The sequence below is a fragment of the Harryflintia acetispora genome (genome assembly GCA_004340125.1).
In the GTDB taxonomy this organism is placed as follows: Bacteria; Bacillota; Clostridia; order Oscillospirales; family Ruminococcaceae; genus Harryflintia; species Harryflintia acetispora.
Genome location: SLUK01000003.1, coordinates 1 through 21,175 on the forward strand (window position 1 = coordinate 1; position 21,175 = coordinate 21,175).

21 protein-coding genes are annotated in these 21,175 nt (G+C 61.0%); 10 read left to right on the forward strand and 11 right to left on the reverse strand.

The genetic code is table 11. The features are described from left to right. Positions 1-1,470, forward strand: a 1,470-nt coding sequence (locus tag EDD78_RS04585) for an Ig-like domain-containing protein (protein ID WP_207668653.1), incomplete at its 5' end; no start/stop codon positions are given. Between the two features lie 61 nt (positions 1,471-1,531). Here the strand turns inward: EDD78_RS04585 and EDD78_RS04590 are convergent. After that, complete coding sequence (locus EDD78_RS04590) at positions 1,532-2,458, reverse strand: ACP S-malonyltransferase (RefSeq protein ID WP_132084132.1); 927 nt, start codon at positions 2,456-2,458, stop codon at positions 1,532-1,534. A 163-nt stretch (positions 2,459-2,621) separates the two neighbouring features. Between EDD78_RS04590 and EDD78_RS04595 the strand changes: the two genes are divergently transcribed. The 9 genes from EDD78_RS04595 to EDD78_RS04635 all read left to right on the forward strand — a co-directional run bounded on the left by EDD78_RS04595 (position 2,622) and on the right by EDD78_RS04635 (position 10,134). Beyond that, a complete protein-coding gene (locus tag EDD78_RS04595; RefSeq protein ID WP_079698840.1) occupies positions 2,622-3,605 on the forward strand; it encodes a beta-ketoacyl-ACP synthase III in 984 nt (327 codons plus the stop codon). Positions 3,606-3,726: 121 nt separating this feature from the next. Beyond that, the gene (gene fabG, locus EDD78_RS04600) at positions 3,727-4,470 is read left to right on the forward strand and encodes a 3-oxoacyl-[acyl-carrier-protein] reductase (protein ID WP_079698841.1); all 744 of its coding nucleotides are present in this window, start codon (positions 3,727-3,729) and stop codon (positions 4,468-4,470) included. Positions 4,471-4,586: 116 nt separating this feature from the next. After that, positions 4,587-5,849 carry a beta-ketoacyl-ACP synthase II gene (gene fabF, locus EDD78_RS04605; RefSeq protein WP_079698842.1) on the forward strand — a complete coding sequence of 421 codons (1,263 nt, stop codon included), beginning with the start codon at positions 4,587-4,589 and terminating at the stop codon, positions 5,847-5,849. Next, positions 5,846-6,286, forward strand: coding sequence for an acetyl-CoA carboxylase biotin carboxyl carrier protein (gene accB, locus EDD78_RS04610; RefSeq protein ID WP_079698843.1), 441 nt, complete (start codon positions 5,846-5,848; stop codon positions 6,284-6,286). The genes fabF and accB overlap by 4 nt, the downstream gene beginning before the upstream one ends. 14 nt (positions 6,287-6,300) lie before the next feature. Further along, the gene (gene fabZ, locus EDD78_RS04615) at positions 6,301-6,744 is read left to right on the forward strand and encodes a 3-hydroxyacyl-ACP dehydratase FabZ (RefSeq protein ID WP_079698844.1); all 444 of its coding nucleotides are present in this window, start codon (positions 6,301-6,303) and stop codon (positions 6,742-6,744) included. A 33-nt stretch (positions 6,745-6,777) separates the two neighbouring features. Continuing rightward, positions 6,778-8,127, forward strand: coding sequence for an acetyl-CoA carboxylase biotin carboxylase subunit (gene accC / locus EDD78_RS04620; RefSeq protein ID WP_079698845.1), 1,350 nt, complete (start codon positions 6,778-6,780; stop codon positions 8,125-8,127). Between the two features lie 31 nt (positions 8,128-8,158). Beyond that, on the forward strand, positions 8,159-9,043 hold the full coding sequence (gene accD / locus EDD78_RS04625) for an acetyl-CoA carboxylase, carboxyltransferase subunit beta (protein WP_434059180.1): 885 nt from the start codon (positions 8,159-8,161) through the stop codon (positions 9,041-9,043). After that, positions 9,036-9,848, forward strand: a complete 813-nt coding sequence (locus EDD78_RS04630) for an acetyl-CoA carboxylase carboxyltransferase subunit alpha (protein ID WP_079698846.1) — start codon at positions 9,036-9,038, stop codon at positions 9,846-9,848. The genes accD and EDD78_RS04630 overlap by 8 nt, the downstream gene beginning before the upstream one ends. Before the next feature lie 46 nt (positions 9,849-9,894). Next, positions 9,895-10,134, forward strand: a complete 240-nt coding sequence (locus EDD78_RS04635; RefSeq protein WP_079698847.1) for an acyl carrier protein — start codon at positions 9,895-9,897, stop codon at positions 10,132-10,134. Between the two features lie 47 nt (positions 10,135-10,181). On the opposite strand, the gene EDD78_RS04640 is transcribed toward EDD78_RS04635, so the two are convergent. The 10 genes from EDD78_RS04640 to EDD78_RS04685 form a co-directional block, all read right to left on the reverse strand. Continuing rightward, on the reverse strand, positions 10,182-11,624 hold the full coding sequence (locus EDD78_RS04640; RefSeq protein WP_132084133.1) for a hypothetical protein: 1,443 nt from the start codon (positions 11,622-11,624) through the stop codon (positions 10,182-10,184). Positions 11,625-11,858: 234 nt separating this feature from the next. Further along, entirely contained in the window at positions 11,859-13,286 is a 1,428-nt protein-coding gene (locus EDD78_RS04645; RefSeq protein WP_132084134.1) for a hypothetical protein, read from the reverse strand. Between the two features lie 290 nt (positions 13,287-13,576). Continuing rightward, positions 13,577-14,110 (reverse strand): 2-oxoacid:ferredoxin oxidoreductase subunit gamma family protein, encoded by a 534-nt coding sequence (locus EDD78_RS04650; protein WP_132084135.1) that lies wholly within the window; start codon positions 14,108-14,110, stop codon positions 13,577-13,579. Beyond that, a complete protein-coding gene (locus EDD78_RS04655; RefSeq protein ID WP_132084136.1) occupies positions 14,110-14,862 on the reverse strand; it encodes a thiamine pyrophosphate-dependent enzyme in 753 nt (250 codons plus the stop codon). The genes EDD78_RS04650 and EDD78_RS04655 overlap by 1 nt, the downstream gene beginning before the upstream one ends. Next, a complete protein-coding gene (locus tag EDD78_RS04660; RefSeq protein ID WP_132084137.1) occupies positions 14,862-15,926 on the reverse strand; it encodes a 3-methyl-2-oxobutanoate dehydrogenase subunit VorB in 1,065 nt (354 codons plus the stop codon). Before EDD78_RS04660 ends, EDD78_RS04655 begins: the two co-directional genes overlap by 1 nt. 10 nt (positions 15,927-15,936) lie before the next feature. Further along, on the reverse strand, positions 15,937-16,143 hold the full coding sequence (locus tag EDD78_RS04665; protein ID WP_079698852.1) for a 4Fe-4S dicluster domain-containing protein: 207 nt from the start codon (positions 16,141-16,143) through the stop codon (positions 15,937-15,939). 26 nt (positions 16,144-16,169) lie between these two features. Further along, positions 16,170-16,853, reverse strand: coding sequence for a nucleotide-binding protein (locus EDD78_RS04670; protein ID WP_132084138.1), 684 nt, complete (start codon positions 16,851-16,853; stop codon positions 16,170-16,172). A gap of 227 nt (positions 16,854-17,080) precedes the next feature. Next, the gene (locus EDD78_RS04675) at positions 17,081-17,989 is read right to left on the reverse strand and encodes an SDR family oxidoreductase (RefSeq protein WP_132084139.1); all 909 of its coding nucleotides are present in this window, start codon (positions 17,987-17,989) and stop codon (positions 17,081-17,083) included. A gap of 128 nt (positions 17,990-18,117) precedes the next feature. Beyond that, positions 18,118-18,600: a hypothetical protein gene (locus EDD78_RS04680; RefSeq protein WP_132084140.1), complete on the reverse strand. Its 483-nt coding sequence runs from the start codon at positions 18,598-18,600 to the stop codon at positions 18,118-18,120. Positions 18,601-18,805: 205 nt separating this feature from the next. Continuing rightward, positions 18,806-21,139, reverse strand: coding sequence for an AraC family transcriptional regulator (locus tag EDD78_RS04685; protein WP_165873110.1), 2,334 nt, complete (start codon positions 21,137-21,139; stop codon positions 18,806-18,808). Positions 21,140-21,175 lie beyond the last annotated feature (36 nt).

The window sequence follows — 21,175 nt, forward strand, 5'->3', positions numbered from 1 at the left end:
CCCGGCGCCGCCGCGATGACAGTCGCGGCGGACGGGCGCAGCGCCACCATCGACGCCAGCGGCAAGACGGTGGGCAGCACGACGATCACCGCCCATATCAAGGGTGCGCCGGATACGGCGCAGTACAAGGCCAGCTGCACCGTTACGGTGGTGACCATCGGCAGCGTGAGCGTCAGTCCCGGGAACTACACCATCTACACCCTGGCCGAGCCAAGGACGGTCCAGCTGACCGCCACGGTGACCCCGAACGCCGCCCCGGTCTGGAGCAGCAGCAACCCGGCCGCCGCGACGGTCAACCAGACCGGGCTGGTGACAGCGGTCGCGCCGGGGAACACGACTGTCACCGCCACGGTGGGTGGCAAGAGCGGGAGCAGCACCATCACGGTCAAAGACAAGATCCCCGTGACCTCGGTGACCGTCTCAGGCACCAATAGCTTGGTGCGCACCAGCGACAAGACCACCGTCACCACCCAGCTTGCGGCGACGGTCAAGCCGGACAATGCGCACTTCAAAGCGGTGAGCTGGGCGAAGACCGGCGGCAGCGCCAGCATCAACATCAACGCTTCCGGGCTGGTGACCGCCACCGCGGCGGGCAGTGCCACCTTCACCGCCACGGCTGACGGTGTGACCAGCACGCCCTACACTGTCACCGTGACCGACCAGAAGGTCACGGGCATTACCATCAGCGGTGAAAATTCCGTCTTGGTTGGGAGTGCGCTGAGCCTAACGGCAAACGTCGCGCCGTCCACGGCACTCAACCGCGATGTTACCTGGAGTATCGTTTCAGGCAGCGATTATGCTTCTGTAAGCAGTGTGGGGGCAGTGAGCGCTAAGGCATTCGGCAATGTTACGATACGCGCCTCTGCTAATGACGGGAGCGGAAAATTTGCCGAAAAAAACATCTTGGTCAGCACGGCGGCCGGGTCAGAAATTTCCTGGGGAGGAAAGACTTGGTGGCTGGCGGACAGTAACGGTTCGGACTACGGCGGCAATGCTGGGTCGGTGGTGTTGTTGCAAAGGGGAAATGTAGCGTACCGGCGTTTTGCGGCGAACTCCCGCAACTGGGAGGGCAGCGAGATACAGCAATATCTTAATGATACCTTTTACGAGGAGTTAGGAAGCTATAAAAGCAAACTGGCAGTACATAAGGGATTAGGAGGCAATAATCGAGTCTGGCTACCGAGCACAGGTGAAATATATGGCGCCAGTGGAAGACCCGCCTATGTGGGGAGCGGACCCGGAGAACTGCGGCAATTACAAATTTTCAACATGGCAGGTCAAACATACTCTAACTATAGCTATATTAAGACAGTATTTAACGGAATAAATAGCTGGACCAGAAGTCCATATCTCAACGCATATGGAAATATCGGAGTCTGTATAGTCCGAAAGGATACCGGGCAAATAACGCAGGGCTATTGCTATAATACAGATGTTTCACCGCGCGCAGCTATCATCCTCAACCCCTAATGCAGCCACAAAAGCGGGGCCGCTTCCAAAACAGGAAGCGGCCCCGCAGCCTTTTGAAAAACTAATTCAGAAGCGCCTTCAGTTTTTCCACGCCGGACAGGTTCTCCAGGCTAATGGGCTTGGTCCCTTTCAGCGTGCGCTTGACAAGGCCGCTTACCACCTTGCCGGGACCCACCTCGACAAAAAGCGCCGCGCCGTCGCGCTGCATGGCCATGAGCTCCCGGGTGAAGAGGACGGGGGAGAGCATATGCGCGTGCAGATAGCCGTACAGGTCGCCGAAGTCCTCCATGCACTCCCCATCCCGGTTGGAGTAGAAGGGCAGCGCCGGCCGGTTATAGGGGATTCCCCGCACCGCTTCGCAAAATTCGTCGGCCGCGCTCTGCATGAGCTTGGTATGGAAGGCGCTGGCTACCCCGAGCTTGACCGCCTTGGCCCCCAGCTCCTGGAATTTTTGCACCGCCGCCTCGGCGGGCCCATTTTCCCCGGCGATCACCGTCTGGATGGGGGAGTTGTAGTTGACCGGCAGCACATATCCTTCTGTTTCTTCGCAGACCCGCTCGACGGTGCTTTCATCCAGCCCGATGATGGCGAACATCACGCCCCCGGCGCTCTGCGCCGCGCGTTCCATCGCGGCGGCCCGCGCCTTGATGACGCGAAAGCCGTCCTCCATGCTCCAGACCCCGGCGGCGCTCAGCGCGCCGTATTCGCCCAGCGAATGCCCGCCGACGCAGAAGGGCGCGAGCCCCAGCTCCCGCTCCAGCACCCGGTACCCCGCCAGGGATACCGCGAAGATGGCCGGCTGCGCCACCGCGGTCGGGGCGAGGGCGGCCTCGTCCCCCTCGAAGCAGGTTTTTTGCAGGTCGAACCCCAGAATGTCGCTCCCGCACTCGAAAATTTCCCGCGCCGAGGCGAAGTTGTCGCAAAGCTCTTTGCCCATTCCGGGCGCCTGCGACCCCTGGCCACAGAATAAAACCGAAAGATTTTCCATATTTTTACTCCTTTTGCCCACTTGTTCAAAAAATATCTATTGACATCCCTGTCAAAAATCGGTATGATAATCGTAACATGCGTTACATTAACAACTGTTACATTTCTTTTAAATATTACCAGAATCCTAACATAAATTCAAGGGGGTCCTTTTATTGAATGGAATGACCATCGTCAGCACGGGGCGTTATATCCCGCAGACGGTCGTCAGCAACGACGACATGGCAAAAATTGTGGAGACCAACGACGAGTGGATTTCGACCAGGACCGGGATCAAGACCCGGTGCATGGCTGGGGGGGAGCCCACCTCCTACATGGCCGCCGAGGCGTCGAGGCATGCGCTCGAGGGATTTGACGGGAGTGCTTCGGACATCGGAATGATCGTCTGCAGCACCATCACGCCGGACTTTCACACCCCGTCGGTCGCCTGCCTGGTGCAGCAGGCCATCGGGGCTAAAAACGCCTTCTGCCTGGACATCAGCTGCGCCTGCAGCGGCTTTGTGCACGCTTTGGACCTGGCCTACCGTTACATCTCCTGCGGGGAGATCGAGCACGCGCTGGTGGTCAGCGCCGAGACCCTCTCGCACATCGCGGACTTTACCGACCGCTCGACCTGCGTGCTCTTCGGGGACGGCGCGGGCGCCTGCGTGGTGAGCCGGGGGGAAAATAAGTTCGCCTCCTATATGGGAGCGGACGGCGACGGCGCGCAGTTCCTTTACGCCGCCAGCGTCTATCCGCAGACCCCTTTCGAGACCGAAACCGGGCGGAACGGGCACAAGTCCTTCGATTATGCCGAGGACGGGTTCATCCATATGAACGGCAAGGAGGTCTATAAGTTCTCCACCAGCGTCATGCCGCTGGCGATCGGGAAGGCCTGCGAAAAGATGGGGATCGCGCCGGAGGAGCTCGACCTGATCATCCCGCACCAGGCCAACGTGCGGATCGTGCAGACCGCCATGAAGCATCTGCACCTGCCGATGGAGAAGGCCTATCTCAACATCGACAAATACGGCAACACCTCCTCCGCCAGCATCCCGATCGCGCTGGACGAGGCGGTGCGCGAGGGCGCTGTTAAGCGCGGGGACACCATCGCGGTGGTGGGCTTCGGCGCGGGGCTGACCTACGGCGCGTCGGTTTTTAATTGGTAGTAATATTTATCGGAACCACTTTTCTTTGTGTCCGAGTTCTGTTAGAATGGGTTCAAACGGCGCAGGGAAGCCGCCGAAAGTTGGCGGCAGTTTATAAGGATTAGAAAAAGGGGAATGCAATTTGGCTAAAACAGCATTGATTACCGGAGGCAGCCAGGGGATCGGCGCGGCCATCGCGCGGCGGCTGGCCGATGATGGGATGAACGTCGCCATCAACTGCCTGGACGAATACAACCGCGACACCCACGGCGAAGCCGTCGCCGCGGAGTGCCGGCAGCGCGGGGTGGAGGCCGAGTGCTTCATCGCCGACGTGTCGGTCCACGCCCAGTGCGATGAGATGATTAAGGCCATCAAGGAGCGCTTCGGCTCGCTCGACGTGGTGGTCAACAACGCCGGGATCACGGCGGACGGCCTGCTCGTCAGGATGAAAGAGGAGCAGTACGACAAGGTTATCGCGGTCAACCAAAAGAGCGTCTTTAACATCTGCAAATTTGCCGGGGCCGTGATGATGCGCCAGCGCAGCGGGCGGATCATCAACGTCTCCTCGGTGGCGGGGCTCTACGGGAACCCCGGGCAGTTCAACTATTCCGCCTCCAAGGCGGCCATTGTGGGGATGACCCTCACCGCCGCCAAGGAGCTCGGGCCCCGCGGGATCACCGTCAACGCGGTCGCGCCGGGATTCATCAAAAGCGCCATGACCGATGTGCTTTCGGATGAGCTCAAGGAGAAGATCCTCGCCCAGATCCCGCTCGGGCATTTCGGCCAGGTGGAGGATATTGCCAATACCGTGTCGTTTCTGGCATCGGAGAATGCGTCGTACATCACCGGCCAGGTGATCGTGATCGACGGCGGCATGATGATGTGAAGGTTTGAAAGACAAATCTTTCAAACTCACGGAATTTTCACCTTGGCGGTCCCCGGGCCGCCAGTTCGGCAGAGCCGGAACCGGTGTGAATTCTCGGGAAAGGAATGGTTATTAGTATGAGAAGAGTAGTCGTTACCGGCATGGGCGCGCTCTCCCCGATCGGGATGGACGCCGACAGTATGTGGCAGAGCATGATAGCCGGCAAGCACGGCTTTCGCAAGATCGAAGGCTTTGAGAGCGAGGACATGGGGATCACCTATGCCGCGCAGATTCATAATTTTGACCCGGTGGAGCACGGGATCGGCAAGAAGGAGGCCCGCCGCATGGACCGCTTCACCCAGTTTGCGGTGATCGCGGCAAGGCAGGCGGTCGGGATGTCGGGCTATTCGCTCGAGGGGGAGGACCCGTTTCGGGTCGGCGTGATCGTCGGCAGCGGGATCGGGGGCTTCAACACCATCAACACCGAGCACACCAAGTACATCGAAAAGGGCCCCTCGCGGGTGTCGGTCTTCTTTATCCCGATGATGATCTCCAACATGGCCGCGGGTTCCATCGCCATCGAGCTGGGGTATAAGGGCGCCAACTTCTGCACCGTCACCGCCTGCTCCTCGGGCGCGCACGCCATCGGGGAAGCGTTCCGCAACATCAAGCACGGCTACCTCGACTGTGCCCTGGCGGGGGGGAGCGAGGCCTCCCTCGAGCGGTTTTCGATGGCGGGCTTCAACAACATGGGGACCCTCACCAAATCCACCGATCCGGACCGGCTGTCCATCCCGTTTGACAAGGAGCGCAGCGGCTTCGTGATGGCCGAGGGCGCGGGGATCCTCTTTTTGGAGGAGCTCGAGCACGCCAAGGCGCGCGGAGCGAAAATCTACGGCGAGCTGATCGGCTACGGCGCGACCTGCGACGCCTATCACATCACCAGCCCGGACCCGCAGGGGCTCGGCGCCTCCAAGGCGATGGAGCTGGCGATCGAGGAGGGGCAGATCGCCTGCGAGAACGTGGGCTACATCAATGCGCACGGCACCTCCACCCCGCTCAACGACCTGTATGAGACCAGGGCGATCAAGGCCACCTTCGGCGCGCACGCAAAGAAGCTCGCCGTCAGCTCGACCAAGTCGATGACCGGGCATATGCTCGGCGCGGCGGGCGCCATCGAGGCGATCGCCTGCGTCAAGGCGGTCCAGAGTGGGATTATCCCGCCCACCGTGGGCTACAAGGTGCCGGACGAGGAGTGCGACCTGGATTACGTGACCGGGGGCGCCAGGGAGGAGCACAAGCTGCGCTTTGCGCTGTCCAACGCCCTGGGCTTCGGCGGACATAATGCGTCCCTGTGCTTTAAGAAGTACGAGGAAGAGGCGGGAGGTAACGAGGAATGAGCTATTCGGTGCAGGAGATCAAGGAACTGATCAAGGCCTTTGCGGACAATTCCCTCACCCGGCTGGAGATCGGCGAAGGGGAGTATTCCCTGAAACTGCGCCGCGAGTGCGGCGAGACTTTTGTGAGCGTTCCGGCCCCCGCCGCGGCCGCGGCGGCGCAGCCCGTGCCCGAGGCGGAGCCTCAGGCGGCTGCGGGGGACGAGGGCAGCTATGTGACCTCCCCGATCGTGGGCACCTTCTATGCCGCGCCCGCGCCGGACCAGGCGCCCTTCGTGCAGGCCGGCAGCGTGGTGCACAAGGGGGACGTGCTCTTCATCATCGAGTCGATGAAGCTGATGAACGAGGTCACCAGCGAGTGCGACGGCGTGGTGGCCGAGGTGCTGCTCGAGTCGGGCACTCCGGTGGAGTACGGCCAGCGCATCCTGCGCATGGAATAGGAGGCAAGCAGTAAATGGCTTTGATGGATAAGGAACAGATCAAGAAAATCATCCCGCACCGCGATCCCTTTCTTTTGATCGACGAGGTGCTCGAGCTCGAGCCCGGGGTGCGCTGCGTGGCGCAGAAATACATTGCGCCGGACAGCTTCTGGTTTGAGGGGCACTATCCCGGCTACCCGGTGACCCCCGGGGTGCTGATGGTCGAGATGCTCGCCCAGACGGCCGCCGTCTGCGGGATGAGCGTCAAGGGTAACGAGGGGAAGATTCCGCTCTTCGCCGGGGTGAACAAGGCGCGCTTCCGCCGCCAGGTGCTGCCGGGGGAGACTCTGCGCCTGGAGGTTGAGATTGCGCAAGCCCGCGCCTCGATCGGGGTCGGCAAGGGGACTGCCACGGTGGACGGCAAGCGGGCGGTCACCTGTGAGATGACCTTCGCTTACTCCGAAGCCAACGACCAGTAGGCTTTATATTTTTTACAGCAAGGTGTGTCGGTTATGTTTGATAAAGTCCTGATTGCCAACCGCGGCGAGATCGCAGTGCGGATCATACGCGCCTGCCGCGAGCTTGGAGTGCGCACGGTGGCGGTTTGCTCGACGGCGGACCGCCAGGCGTTGCACGCCCAGATTGCGGATGAAACGGTCTGTATCGGCCCCGCCCCGACCAAGGAGAGTTATCTCGATATGCGGGCCATCGTTTCGGCCTGCGAGGTCACCGGCGCGGATGCGGTCCATCCGGGCTTTGGGTTTTTGTCCGAGAACGCGGCCTTTGCGCGGCTGTTGCAGCGCTGCGACATCAAGTTTATCGGTCCGGACGCGGAGAGTATAGAGCGCATGGGCGACAAGGCCCAGGCCAAGATTACCATGAAGCGCGCCGGCGTGCCGGTGATTCCCGGCTCGGACGGGGTGGTGCGCTCCCTGGAGGACGCCAAGGCGATCTCACGGGAGATCGGCTATCCGGTGATGGTCAAGGCCAGCGCCGGCGGCGGCGGACGGGGAATCCGCAAGGTGATGGACGAGCAGGAGCTTGAGAAGGCCTATACCGCCGCGCAGCAGGAAGCGCTCAATTTCTTCGGCAGCGCCGAGGTGTACTTAGAAAAGTTTATCGAGAACCCCCGCCATGTGGAGGTGCAGATCCTCTGCGACGAGCACGGCAACGCCGTGCACTTCGGCGAGCGGGACTGCTCGCTGCAGCGGCGCAACCAGAAGGTGCTCGAGGAGACGCCCTGCCCCTCGCCCCAGATGACCCCCGCGCTGCGTCAAAAAATGGGCGAGGCCTCCCTCGCCGCCGCCAGGGCGGTGGGATACAAGAACGCCGGGACGGTGGAGTACCTGCTGGACGGGGAGGGCAACTTCTATTTCATGGAGATGAACACCCGGATACAGGTCGAGCACCCCATCACCGAGATGGTCTACGGGGTGGACCTGGTCAAGCAGCAGATCCGTATCGCGGCGGGCGAGCCGATCACCTTTAGGCAGGAGGAGATCGCCCCGCAGGGCCATGCCATCGAGTGCCGGATCAACGCCGAGGACCCCGCGCACGGCTTTCGGCCCTGCCCGGGCGAGGTGAGCTCCCTCTACATGCCCGGCGGCCCGGGGATCCGGATTGATTCCTCGGTCTATGCGGGCTACACCATCACCCCGTACTACGATTCGATGATCGCCAAGCTGATCGCCTACGCGCCGACGCGCATGGAGGCCATCGCCAAGATGCGCTGGGCGCTGGCCGAGTTCTTGGTTGACGGGGTGCAGACCAACATCGACTATCAGCTCTCGATTATCGCGGACCCCAACTTTATCGCCGGGGATTATGACAACGGCTATCTAACACGCAAGCTGGAGCAATAGGCCCCGGCTTTCACGAAAGGAGTGACTGTGCTTGATCCAGGAACTGTTCCAGCAGGTCAAAAGCCGGGTCGCCATGCCCATCATCTCGGCCGCCGACAAGAAGGTAAACGTCCCGACCGACCTGCTCTGGCGCTGCCCGCGCTGCGGCAACGTGGTGATGATGGACGACTATGAAAAGAACCACAAGGTCTGCGCGAGCTGCTCGTACCACTCCAGGCTCTCCGCCTTCGAGCGGCTGGCGCTGACCGCCGATCCGGATTCCTTTGTGGAGCTCGACCCGGACATGAAGAGCGTCAACCCCTTGGAGTTCCGCAACTATCCCAAAAAGCTCGAGCAGCTGCAAAGGAGCACCGGCCTTCGGGATGCCATCCTCACCGGGGAATGCACCATCAAGGGGCATCCCTGCGTGATTGGGATCATGGACTCCCGCTTTCTGATGGCCTCGATGGGCTCGGTGGTGGGGGAGAAGATCGCGCGCGCCTTCGAGCACGCTGCAAAGCTCCGGCTGCCGGTCATCCTCTTCACCGCCTCGGGCGGGGCGCGCATGCAGGAGGGGATCATCTCGCTCATGCAGATGGCCAAGACGGCCGGCGCCGTTTCGCGCCACAATGCGGAGGGGCTGCTCTATATCACGGTGCTCACCGACCCCACCACCGGCGGGGTGACCGCGAGCTTCGCGTCCCTCGGGGACATCATCATCGCCGAGCCGAAGGTGCTCGTGGGCTTTGCGGGGCGCAGGGTGATCGAGGGGACCATCAAGGAAAAGCTGCCGGACGACTTCCAGACGGCGGAATTCCTGCTCGAGCATGGATTCGTGGATATGATCGTCTCGCGCCACCAGCTGCGCCGCACCCTTGGGCATATCCTGAAAATGCACATTGAAAAACCGGCCGGGGAGGTGGGCGAGAATGGCTAAAACTGCACAGCCCAGCGCGTGGGACCGCCTGCAGATCGTGCGGGAGAAGACCCGGCCCACCGCGACCGACTATATCCCGATGATCTTTGACCGGCACTACGAGCTGCACGGCGACCGCTGCTTCGGTGACGACCATGCCATCTGGGGCGGGATCGCCAAGATAGACGAGATGCCCGTCACCGTCATCGCCCAGGTCAAGGGCCACAACCTCGAGGAAAACAAGCGCTCCAACTTCTCCATGCCCCATCCCGAGGGGTACCGTAAGGCCCTGCGGCTGATGAAGCAGGCCGAGAAGTTTCACCGTCCGGTGATCTGTTTCATCGACACCCCCGGCGCGTTCTGCGGCGTGGGCGCCGAGGAGCGCGGGCAGGGCGAGGCGATCGCCCGAAATTTGATGGAGCTCATGCAGCTGCGTACCCCCATCGTGTCCATCGTGCTGGGCGAGGGCGGCAGCGGCGGCGCGCTGGCGCTGGGTGTCTGCGACGAGCTGGCCATGCTCTCCAACGCGGTCTATTCGGTCATCTCCCCGCGGGGATTTGCCAGCATCCTCTGGAAGGACCCGAGCCGGGAAAAGGAGGCGGCCAATCTGATGAAGATCACCGCGCCCGACCTGGTAGAAATGAAGATTGCCGAGGCGATCATTGCCGAACCTGCCGGCGGGGCGCATATGAACCCGCCTCTGATGGCTAGTAATATCGCTGAATATCTACGGAGCACTCTGTTAAAATTAAACAAATTGCCTATTGATATTTTGTTACAGAAACGATATGATAAGTTTAGATTAATCGGGGAATACACCGAATAAACCCGGTTGTTTGATATTTAAAAACAGATAATCAGGAGGAAAATCAATGGATATTTTTGAGAAGGTACGTCAGCTCTTAGTCGAGCAGCTGGACGTCGATGCCGAGCTGGTCACCATGGAGGCTTCCATCACCGAGGATCTGGGCGCCGATTCGCTGGATCTCGTGGATCTGGTCATGGAGCTGGAGAACGAGTTCGATACCGAGATTCCGGATGAGGACATCCAGACCATCAAGACTGTGGGCGACGTGGTCAAGTACATCGAGAAAATGAAAGCCGCGGAATAAAGAAATACAAAAAAGGGCAGCCGACGGGCTGCCCTTCTTTGTTCTCTTTATTGGGAAAGGCCGATGGAGGCCCTTTCCGGCGAAGCCGCGCCTTGCGTCCGCGCGCCGCTTTCGCGGCGCTCGAAGGCCTGGAGCACCGGGGCTGAGGTGGTGCGCTCGCTGCCTGAGGCGTCGGTATAGGTCACTTCTCCCATCGTCCAGGTGTCCGTAAAGTCCCAGCCGGGGAAGGAGCTCTCGACGGCGAAAGCGGCTTCTCCGAGGGGTGCGGCTCCGCTGTTCGAGGCCGGGGAACCGATCCCATAGCTGGCGGAGCCGGACAAATAATAGGAATCCGAAACCGAGCCATAGTTGAAGGAGGAGTGGAGCAGGCGGCTTCCCACCACTGCGCCGGGGACGGCGGTGCCGCCCATGGCATTGGGGAGCGAATAAGAATTGTGCAGCTGCGCAGAATAGCCCGTGCTGCAAAAGAGATACCCGGCGATGCCGCCGCCCGCATGATAGGTATAACTTGAATTAGAGATGGTAATTTTTACTTCGACACCCGCACTGTAACAATCGGAAAGCGCCAGGTTGCCGCTTGAGGCATGAAAATAGCCCGCGATGCCTCCACAGGAGGGGGCCTCAAGGGTTCCGTTGATGGCCCGGCAGCCCCGGATGCTGGCATTATAATGAGAGGCGCCGACAATCCCACCAGCGCCGAACAACTTTCCGGAGAACGAGAAGTTTTCGACCCCAAAATTTTGAATGATGCCCTCGGAGACATAGCCGAAGACCCCTGAATCATAACCGTATGTGCCCATATCCGTCGCGTTGCCTGTGGCGCAGTAGCTCAGATTGTATAGGGAATGACCCGCGCCGTCGTACTGCCCGATGAAACCGGTATTGGCAGAGTGTTGCTTGGCGATCGGCACCCAGTTGCCGTTGTCGGGGTCGCTGTCCGCATCAAAGGGCCTCCCATCCCGGTAAAACGTGGGATCGAGCAGGTCGATGTCCCGGCTTTGGAGAAAGTACTGTCCGGCCCGCCTGTGCGCGTCGTGGTCGAGGTGGCGCAGCTGTGCGGGGCAGGAGACGATATAGGGATCGTCCGCCGTGCCGCTGCCGTAGAGGAAGCCGCCCTCCGCCGCGGTATGCCCGCAGACCGGCTGGGGTGTGAACACCTGCTCCTTGCTCGAGGCGGTATCCAGCCCCTCGCGGCCCGGCTCGGGCAGGGCGGTGACCTTGATCGTATAGGTCTTTTCCGGCAGGCATTCGACCGGCAGGAAAACCGTCTGCGCTCGGGTGATCGAGTCGAAGGACTTGGAGCAGACAGCCTCTTGGCTCCCCGCCTCATAGACCTCGAACCGGTAGCGCCCGGTTCGAGGGGAGGGGGTGAATTCCACCTCGATCCCACGCACGCTCTGATACCCTGCGGCCTGCGCCCCTGCCGCCGCAGTGGGCAGCGCCAGCCAAAGCAGCAGGAGCAGTAGCGCACAAAATCCCAATCGTTTCATCAATCTCCCTCGCCTTCTTGACCGCTAGAAAGGCTTGCATGCGGTCAAGTCAGGGCGGGATTCCTACCCTCGATGGAGGCAAAGGGGCAAAATGCTTGTAAAATTTTCAAGGATATGGTAAAATTAAGGTAGTTTTTCCAGGATTCCTGTTCTTTTCTCTGGGTTTTTGAGCATTCCATTAACAGATAAGACCGCCAGCAAGCCTTGCTCGCGGTCTTTTTTATGTCCGCAATCCTAATCCGAAAGGCCGATGGAGGCTTCTTTCAGAGGCGCGGCGCTTTGTATCCGCGCGCTGTTTTTTTGACGCTCGAAGACCTGGAGGACCGGAGCTGAGATGGTGCGCTCGCTGCCCGAGGCATCGGTATAGGTCACTTCTCCCATCGTCCAGGTGTCCACGAAGTCCCAGCCGGGGAAGGAGCTCTCGGCGGCGAAAGCGGCTTCTCCGAGGGGTGCGGCTCCGCTGTTCGAGGCCGGGGAACCGATTCCATAGCTGGCGGAGCCGGACAAATAATAGGAATCCGAAACCGAGCCATAGTTTTCAGAAACAGCCGCATCCAAATACCGGCTTCCTAAGACGGCGCCGGGCGTGACCACGCCTCCCATAGCATTTGGAATGGCGTAGGCATTTCGCAGCTGTACAGAATTTCCGGGATTACGGAACATGTGTCCTGCAATCCCGCCGCCGGCGTGGTAGCGCGACTCATAGTTGGTGATGGTCACTTGCATTCCGGCGCTGTAGCAGTCCGACACCACCTCGTTGCCCCATGACGCGTGAAAATACCCGCTGATGCCGCCGCAGGAAGGCCCTTTGAGCGTGCCGTTGACCGCCCGGCAGCGTTGTACGGATATTGCGTAGTGGGAAGCGCCGACAAACCCTGCGGCGCCGAAATTTCCACAGGAAAAATTGAAGTTCTCCACACTGAGATTTTGAATGCTTCCGCCACTGATGTAGCCGAAGAGCGCTGCGTTGCAATTGGTGGAGGTGGCGTGATAAGTCAGATTCTTCACTGAATGACCGCCGCCGTCGTATTGCCCGATGAAGCCGTCAGTGCTGAGATGCTCCTTGGCGATCGGCACCCAGTTGCCGTTGCCAGAATCATTGTCCGCGTCGTAGGGCCTCCCATCCCGGTAAAACGCAGGGTCGAGCAGGTCGATGTCCCGACTTTGGAGAAAGTACTGTCCGGCCCGCCTGTGTGCATCGTGGTCGAGGTGTCGCAGCTGCGCGGGGCTGGAGACGATATAGGGGTCGTCCGCCGTGCCGCTGCCGTAGAGGAAGCCTCCTTCGGCCAGGGCGTGCCCGCAGACCGGCTGGGGTGTGAACGCCTGCTCCTTGCTCGCGGCGGCGTCCAGCCCCTCGCGGCCCGGCTCGGGCAGGGCGGTGACCTTGATCGTATAGGTCTTTTCCGGCAGACATTCGACCGGCAGGAAAACCGCCTGCTCTCCAGTGAGCGAGTCGAAGGACTTGGAGCAGGCGGTTTCCTGGCTCCCCGCCTCATAGACCTCGAACCGGTAGCGCCCGGTTCGGGGGGAGGGGGTGAATTCCACCTCGATCCCGCGCACACTCTGATACCCTACGGCCTGCGCCCCTGCCGCCGCAGTGGCGGTGAGGAGCGTTCCCAGCAGGACGAGCGCGGCGAGACAGTATAACCTGATCTTTTTCATCGGATATTTCCCTTCCTTTATGACCGCAAGAAACGCATGCTTGCGGTCGCCAAAGCGCGGGAACCGGGCTGCAGGAGAGCAAAATAGCCGGGATGCTTGAAAAAAATGCAAGTATATGGTAAAATTAAGTCAAAATTTCCATGAAACTGTTTTGAATTTCCCAGTTTATGGGGAAAGGCCTAGAAATCCTGACCGCAAGCATGCGTTGCTTGCGGTCATTTTAATTGCAAAAAGGCCGCCGGACGTTCCGGCGGCCTTGGATTTATATAGGTGTTGGGGGGTGTAAAACGTTATTGAGCCGCCCCCAGGGCGATGGCGCGCTTGTTGGCGTCAATTAAATGCGCCTTGCGCGCGGGCACACACTTGTCGATCGCTTTGTCGATGCTCTCATTGCTCACGAAGGGACGCTCGGCAATCATCTTCCCGATCAGGATGATGTTTGCGAGCCCGTCGAGCCCCTGCTCCTTGCTGAGGCTGGTGGCGGGGACGTAGCAGACGGTGATGTCCTCTCTTTCGCACCTGCGGTCCACCAGCGCGCTGTCCAGGATGGCCAGTCCACCGGGTACCACCGCGTCGATGAACTTGTCATAGGACGGGGTGTTCATCGCCACCAGGATGTCCGGTGCGAGCACCAGCGGCGAGCCGATGGGATGGTCCGAAATGCAGACGCTGCAGTTGGCGGTGCCCCCGCGCATCTCAGGGCCGTAGGAGGGCAGCCAGCTGACCTGGCGCTCCTCCATCAGCCCCGCGTAGGCGAGCACCTTTCCCGCGAAAAGGATCCCCTGTCCGCCGAAGCCGGCAAGAAGAATGTTTGTCGCAGCCATCAGTTTTCCCCCTCCCCGGTTTTGTCCTTGTATACCCCCAGCGGGTAGTAGGGCAGCATGTTGTCCTTGAGCCAATCCAGCGCCTCCACCGGGGTGAGGCCCCAGTTGGTCGGACAGGTGGAAACCACCTCGACCATCGAGAAGCCCTTGCCCGCGAGCTGGGCCTGGAAGGCCTTCTTGATGGCGGCCTTGGCCTTGCGGATGTTCGGGATGTCGCAGACGGTCACCCGCTCGAGATAGGCCGGCCCGTCGAGGGTGGCGAGCATCTCACACACATGCACCGGCCAGCCGGCCACCTTCGGATCCCGCCCGTAGGGGGTGGTCTGGGTGACCTGCCCGGGCAGGGTGGTCGGGGCCATCTGGCCGCCGGTCATGCCGTAAATGGCGTTGTTGACGAAGATGACGGTGATGTTTTCACCCCGGGTCGCGGCATGCACCGTCTCGGCGGTGCCGATGGCGGCCAGGTCCCCGTCGCCCTGGTAGGTGAAAACCACGTTGTCGGGCAGCGAGCGCTTGAGCCCGGTGGCGACGGCGGGGGCCCGCCCGTGGGCGGCCTGCACCATGTCGCAGGTATAGTAGTCATAGGCCGTGACCGAGCAGCCGACCGGCGCCACGCCGATGGTGATCCCGTCGATCCCCAGCTCCTCGATGGTCTCGGCGACCAGCTTCTGGATGATCCCGTGGGTGCACCCCGGGCAGTAGGAGAGGGTCGCGTCGGTCAGGGTGGAGGGCTTCTTATATACGATGGCCATTATCTCTCGCCTCCCATCAGCTTCTTGATCTCACAGAGCACCTCGTCCGGGGTCGGAATGATCCCGCCGGTGCGCCCGTAAAACGCGACCGGCTTACGGCCGCTGACCACCAGGCGCACGTCCTCGATCATCTGGCCCATGCTCATTTCCACGCAGAGGAACCCCTGGACCTTGCCTGCCGCCGCCTCGATCGCCTTCTCGGGGAAGGGCCAGAGGCTGATCGGGCGGATGAGGCCCACCTGAAGGCCGCTTTCCCGCGCCGCGTCGATCGCGTTCATCGCGATGCGCGCGCTCGCGCCGTAGGCCACCACCGCGAGGGTGGCGTCCTCCATCCTGTATTCCTCCCAGAGCTGTTCATTCTGCTTGACCTGCTCATAGCGCTTGGCGCGCTCGAAGACGGTCTGCTCGAGCTGCTCAGGCTTTAAAAGCAGGGAATTGACGATGTTGTGCGTCCTCTTTCCCTTGTGGCCGTTGGTGGCCCAGGGCTTTTCGATCGCCTCGGCCTTGTCCTCGTCCGGGAAGGAGACCGGCTCCATCATCTGCCCGAGCATCCCGTCCGCCAGGATGACGGCGGGGATGCGGTAGGTGTCGGCCTTGTGGTAAGCGTTAAAGACGGTGTCCACCATCTCCTGCACGGTCGAGGGGGCGAAGACCAGTAGCTGCTTGTCGCCGTGCCCGAGGCCCCTCGTGACCTGCCAGTAATCCGCCTGGGAGGGCTGGATCCCGCCCAGGCCCGGCCCGCCGCGCATCACGTCCACGATCAGGCAGGGCAGGTCGCAGGCGGCTATGTAGGAAATGCCCTCGCTCTTGAGGGAGATCCCCGGCGAGGAGGAGGAGGTCATCGCCCGTACGCCGGCGGCCGCCGCGCCGAGCACCATGTTGATGGCGGCGACCTCGGACTCGGCCTGCAGGAAGGTTCCGCCGACCTTGGGCATGCGCTTGGCCATATAGGCCGCGATCTCGGTCTGCGGGGTAATGGGGTATCCGAAGTAGTGGCGGCAGCCCGCGCGGATGGCGGCCTCGGCCAGAGCCTCGTTCCCCTTCATCAGAACTCGTTCGCTCACTGCTAATCAACTACCTTTCTACGGTTATCGCGCTGTCCGGGCAGATCATCCCGCACATCCCGCAGCCGATGCACAGATCGGCGAATTTGACGATGGACGGGTTATAGCCTTTGGCGTTGAGCCTGTCCGGGTCCAGAATCAAAACCTTCTTGGGACAGGTATGTACGCAGAGGCCGCAGCCCTTGCAGACGTTCTCATCAATGGTAACTTTCGGCATTTCATATGCCTCCTTTATCGAATAATCTATAAATGCTGCCTGTTCCAGGGCTTGTCGACATACAGGTCGATGGGGTAAATATCCTCGACACTTTGCAGCTCCCCACAAAGCGCGCGCGGGGCCGTGGTGCAAAGCAGGGGCAGCGCGCACAGGGCGGAGAGCTCCCACGCGGGCCCCAAAGCCCTTTGGATCACTGCGGCGCTCGTCTCCTCGCCGAGGTTCGAGTTGTTGACGAGGAAGCCGCAGGTAAGTCTCGCGGCTCCGTTGATCCCGTCCAATATTTCCTTGGTTTCCTCGGCCCCGTTTTCGAGGAAACGGTAATGGTTGTGGACATAGAGCATGCTGTAGGGGCGCTTCGCGATCTCGGGCGCGTACCGCCCGAGGGCAATGGCCCCCGCATCGTCCCCGCCCACATCCACGATCACGGTTTTCTCCCGGTCACCCAGCGCGGCGGACACCCCCGCGCCCAGCACCGGGATGTCCAGGTTGGTGTTGGCGAACGGCGGCATGATCGTCTCGATCCCGCGTTGCTGCAGCAGTCCGGTGAAGTCGGCCGTGCGGAAATAGGGGTTTACGATGTCCAGATCGCACACCGCCACCCGCCGCCCCGCCTTCTGCAAATCCAGCGCCAGGTTGACGGAAAAATTGGTCTTCCCGCTGCCGTAGTGCCCGGTGACCAGGATGACCCGTTCAAGCTTATCAAAAAACAACTGTGGTTCCCTCCGGTGATCGGCCTACAGCCATAAGAATTTAAATATAGCTCAGCGTAAGCAAAGCAATAAAATTGGCCATGGACGTAGGCTGGCCATGAGAATTTTAAAAAATAGCTCAAAGAGCTATTTTTTATTATATCACAACTAAAAACAGTGTACAACGAAAAAAATCATCCAAACGCCGGCGGGCCGCCAAAGCTTTGGCGGCCCGCAAGGGGAGATTGTCAGGAGCAGCCCACCGTCCCGCCGTTGGGATGGAGCACCTGCCCGCTCATATAGCTGGAATCGTCCGAAGCGAGGAAAACATAGCTGCCCGCCACCTCATAGGGCTGCCCCGCCCGCTTCATCGGCACCTTGGAGGTGCCGGTGCCGAAGGTTTCGACCTGTTTTGGGGAGAAGGAGGCGGGGATCAGCGGGGTCCAGATCGGCCCGGGGGCCACCCCGTTGACCCGGATCCCGGCGCTCTCGAGGGACAGGGAGAGCGAGCGGGTCAGCGCGAGGATCGCCCCCTTGGTGGCGCTGTAGTCGATCAGGGTGGGCTCGCCCTGGTAGGCGGTGACCGAGGTGGTGTTGATGATCGAGGCCCCGCGCCTGAGATAGGGCAGGGCGGCCTTGATCATAAAAAAGAAGCCGAAGACGTTGGTGCGGAAGGTGTTTTCCAGCTGCTGCTCGCTGATGTCGAGGATGCTTTTCTGCACGAACTGCACGGCGTGGTTGTTGACCAGCACATCCAGCCGCCCGAAGGCGCCGATGGCCTGGCGCACCGCCTTTTGCGCTTCGCTCTCCTTGCGCAGATCGCATTGCAGCGCCAGGCAGCGCCGGCCCATCGCCTCGACGTGTTCGCGGGTTTCCTTGGCGTCCTGCTGCTCGTTCAGGAAAACGAAGGCGATATCCGCCCCCTCTGCGGCGAAGGCATAGGCCACCGCCCGCCCGATCCCGCTGTCCCCGCCGGTGATCAGGGCGACCCGCCTGGCGAGCTTGCCGCCCTCTTGGCGGTAGGGGTTCTCGCTGATCGGCCGGGGGGTCATCACCGCCTCGATCCCGGGCTGGACGTCCTGATGCTGCGGGGGGAACGCCAGCGGGATGTCTTCACATTTTTGCTCGGTGCCGAGATATTCATAAACCGGATACATCGTATCGCCGCCTCACTCTGTCATTTTTGCGCGGCTCCGCCCGGCTCAGACCGGACGGCGCCGCATCAAAAATATATTCGGCTCCCCGGCGTTCCATTCCGCACAGCACAAGGCGGTATGCCCGTCCTTTAAAGCTGGCTCTGCCACTCCCGGCGCAGAGCCTGCCAGGCAGAACGGGAGATCGCCCCGCGGCTGCACAAATCGTCGAGCGCGCCGATCTGCGCCTGGATGAAGGCGGAGTCCGCCCCCATGTGCGCCGGCGCGGGCGGATAGGCGGGATACCCGCCGCCCCGGCAGGCCGACATGGCCGGGGCGGGGGCGGGGGCGACGGGTACCTCCACCACCCTCGGCTGCCCGCTGAGCAGCGAACGGGTGTGCCGGCTTTCGAGCAGGGCGCGCATCTGGCAGATATTTTGCGCGAGGCTTGCGCCGAACATGAGCAGACAAAACCATACAAAACCTCCTAAGGAAAGGGAGCCCGCCGCGATCCCGCCGCCGGGCGAAAAATCATAGCAGAGCCATGCGGCCCCGCCGAGCAGGCTGCCGCACAGCGAAATCCAGGCGATCAGGCGCAGCAGCCCGATCCAGATGCGGCCGTAAGATTTTTTCATCAGAACTTGACTCCTTCCGGGCACACTCAAAGGGGCGCAAAGATAGGTTACGGACGCGCCCTTTTTGATTAGTATTCCTGTTTTGAGAGCCGGATAAGCAGATGAAGGAAATTTTAGAGCGGCCCCGGGCAAAAAAATTCCCCGCCATCGAGGCGGGGAAAACGAAAATACGCAAAATCCGAAAAAACAATGGTAACGCTTCCGCTTATTCCTGGGGGGAGGACGAGACCTCGCGGTACTTCCCGGGAGTGATCCCCTCGTATTTTTTGAAGGTGCGGATGAAGGTGTTGCTCCCCGTGAAGCCGCAGGACTCGGCGATCTCCTGGATGGTGCGCTCGGTGCCGGTGAGCAGGACCTTGGCCGCCTCGATCCTCGTCTTGTTGATGTAGTCGAGCAGCCCGAGGCCGTGCACCTCCTTGAAGCGCTTGGAGAGATAGGAGGGGGACAGGCTGAGCTGCTCGGCGATCTGGGTGATGCTCAGCGTCTCGTCGCTGTAGTGCTTTTGGATATACTGCACGGCGCGCCGGATCAAATCGCTCGCCTCGTTCTTTTCCCGGGTGTACTCGCACAGCCGGATGAGGATTTTGTTGAGCTCCATGTCCATCTCGGTCACCGATTGGCAGCCCAGCAGCCGCTCGACCGCGCCGAGCTCGCTGAGGTCGTTGTGGTCGGGGGCGGTGATCTCATAGATGGTCTTCATGATGGTGCTGGTGAGGTTGAACATGAAGCACTTGGTGATCATGCTCGGGAGGGAGAACTGCTTAAAGTTGATCTCGAACAGCTCGTTTAAAATCTTTTTGGCGTTGTTGTAGTCGCCGGACTTGATGAAGTTGGTCAGCTGGACCTCGACCTGCAGCGGGTAGTAGTAATAGTAGGTCTGGTTGCCCTCCTTGAGCCCGAGCTCGATGTCCCGGTAGGAGGTCAGGTCGGCCCGGCCCATTAGGATGTTGTATTCGGTCGCGGTATACGCCTCGGTATAGGCCGCCGGGATCTCTTCCAGGGAGTGCATGACGGTGCTCTGGGTGACGCTGATGTGGATCCCGAAGTTTTCCTGCAAGAATTGCAGACCCTCCCGCGCCGCGTCGGCGAGATCCCCCTCGGGGTCGGCAGCGCCGGGCGAGAGGTTGCACAGCGCCGCCTGCAAATCGTCCACCTCGGTCATCAATCCGAAGTGCTTACGGCCGATCAGCTCCTCGAACACGTTGCGGATGATGTAGCGGGCCAGCTGGAACTGCTTTTCGCGGTCCATACCGCCCAGGGCCTTGCCCTCGATCTCCTTGATGTAGAAGACCATCACCGCGAAATCGTCCGAGGAGAAGTGCAGATCGTAAAGCGAGAGCGCCTCCTGCACGCTCATCGAGGGGTCCACCCGCCCCTTTAAGAGCCTGCCGAGGAAGCTCTGGCGCAGGTGCTGCAGCTGTTTATCCAGCACCCGGTCCACCTTCTGCTTGTCGCCCAGGGTGGAGGAGAGCGCGTCCTCGATGAAGCCGAACTCGTTGTGCCGCTGATCGAACGGGATTCCCGCCTTGTCGGCGAGCACCCCGACGAGCTTGCGCACCGGCAGGTAGTTGCTCTTGACGAAGAACAGGGACATCACCAGCCCCAGCAGCAGGCTGCACAGGATGGTGATATAGGTGATCCGCCTGATGTCGTTGGACTTCTCGAAGAAGACCTCGTTGGGGGTGATCGAGACGTACTTCCAGCCGATCACGTCCGAGGTGGTGTGCGCGACGGTGTACGCCCGGCCGCTTTCGTCGGTGTAGGTGTACAGGTCGTTCTGCTCGTCCAGATTGGAGTAGCGCAATTCAGTGGGCAGGGTATACGGCTCGCTGGAGGCGAGGATGTTGTCGTTCTCGTCCAGCAGCAGCACGACGCTGCGGTCGATCCACTGGATGTTGCGGATGGTGTCGGTGAGCTGGGAGTTGTTGAGCAGGATCAGCAAGGTGGCGTTCACGTCCACCGAGCTGTCCAGCGGCAGGGATTGCAGCAGCGCCACCACGGTGCGCTCCTCGCCGGGACGGCTCTCCTCCTGCAGGGTGATGAACTCGCTGGCGTGCTTGTTCCACAACAGCGGGCGCAGCGGCTCGCCGTTTGAGAGCAGACGGTAGCGGTCGATCATCTGCTCGTACAAATCGTCGCGCAGCACGGTGACGTTGGAGAGCGCGGCGTTTTTATCCTTGAGCAGGATGTAAAAATTTTCGATGAAGCTGTTCGACATCCGGTAGACCTTGAAGTCCCGCATGATCAGGTTATAAGCGTCGGCCGGATAGTTTTCCGAACGGTCGGCGATCAGGGACTTGAGCCGCGGATTCCAGCCGATCTGCACCGAGAGGGTCTCGGTGTCGGATAGGCGCGCATCCACATCGCTCTTGACCTGGCGCAGGAGCGCCGCGTTGACATCGTTGATCTCGCTGCGCAGCGCGCGGGAGTAGCCCATATAGACCAGCCCGCTCACCAGCAGCGGCACGATCAAAATTGAGATATAGGACAGGAGCCATTTAAAGATGACGCTGCGGCGGTTCGGTACGAATTTTTCCAACGCTTTGCCCCCTCTACTCTGCCATTTGCACAAGTA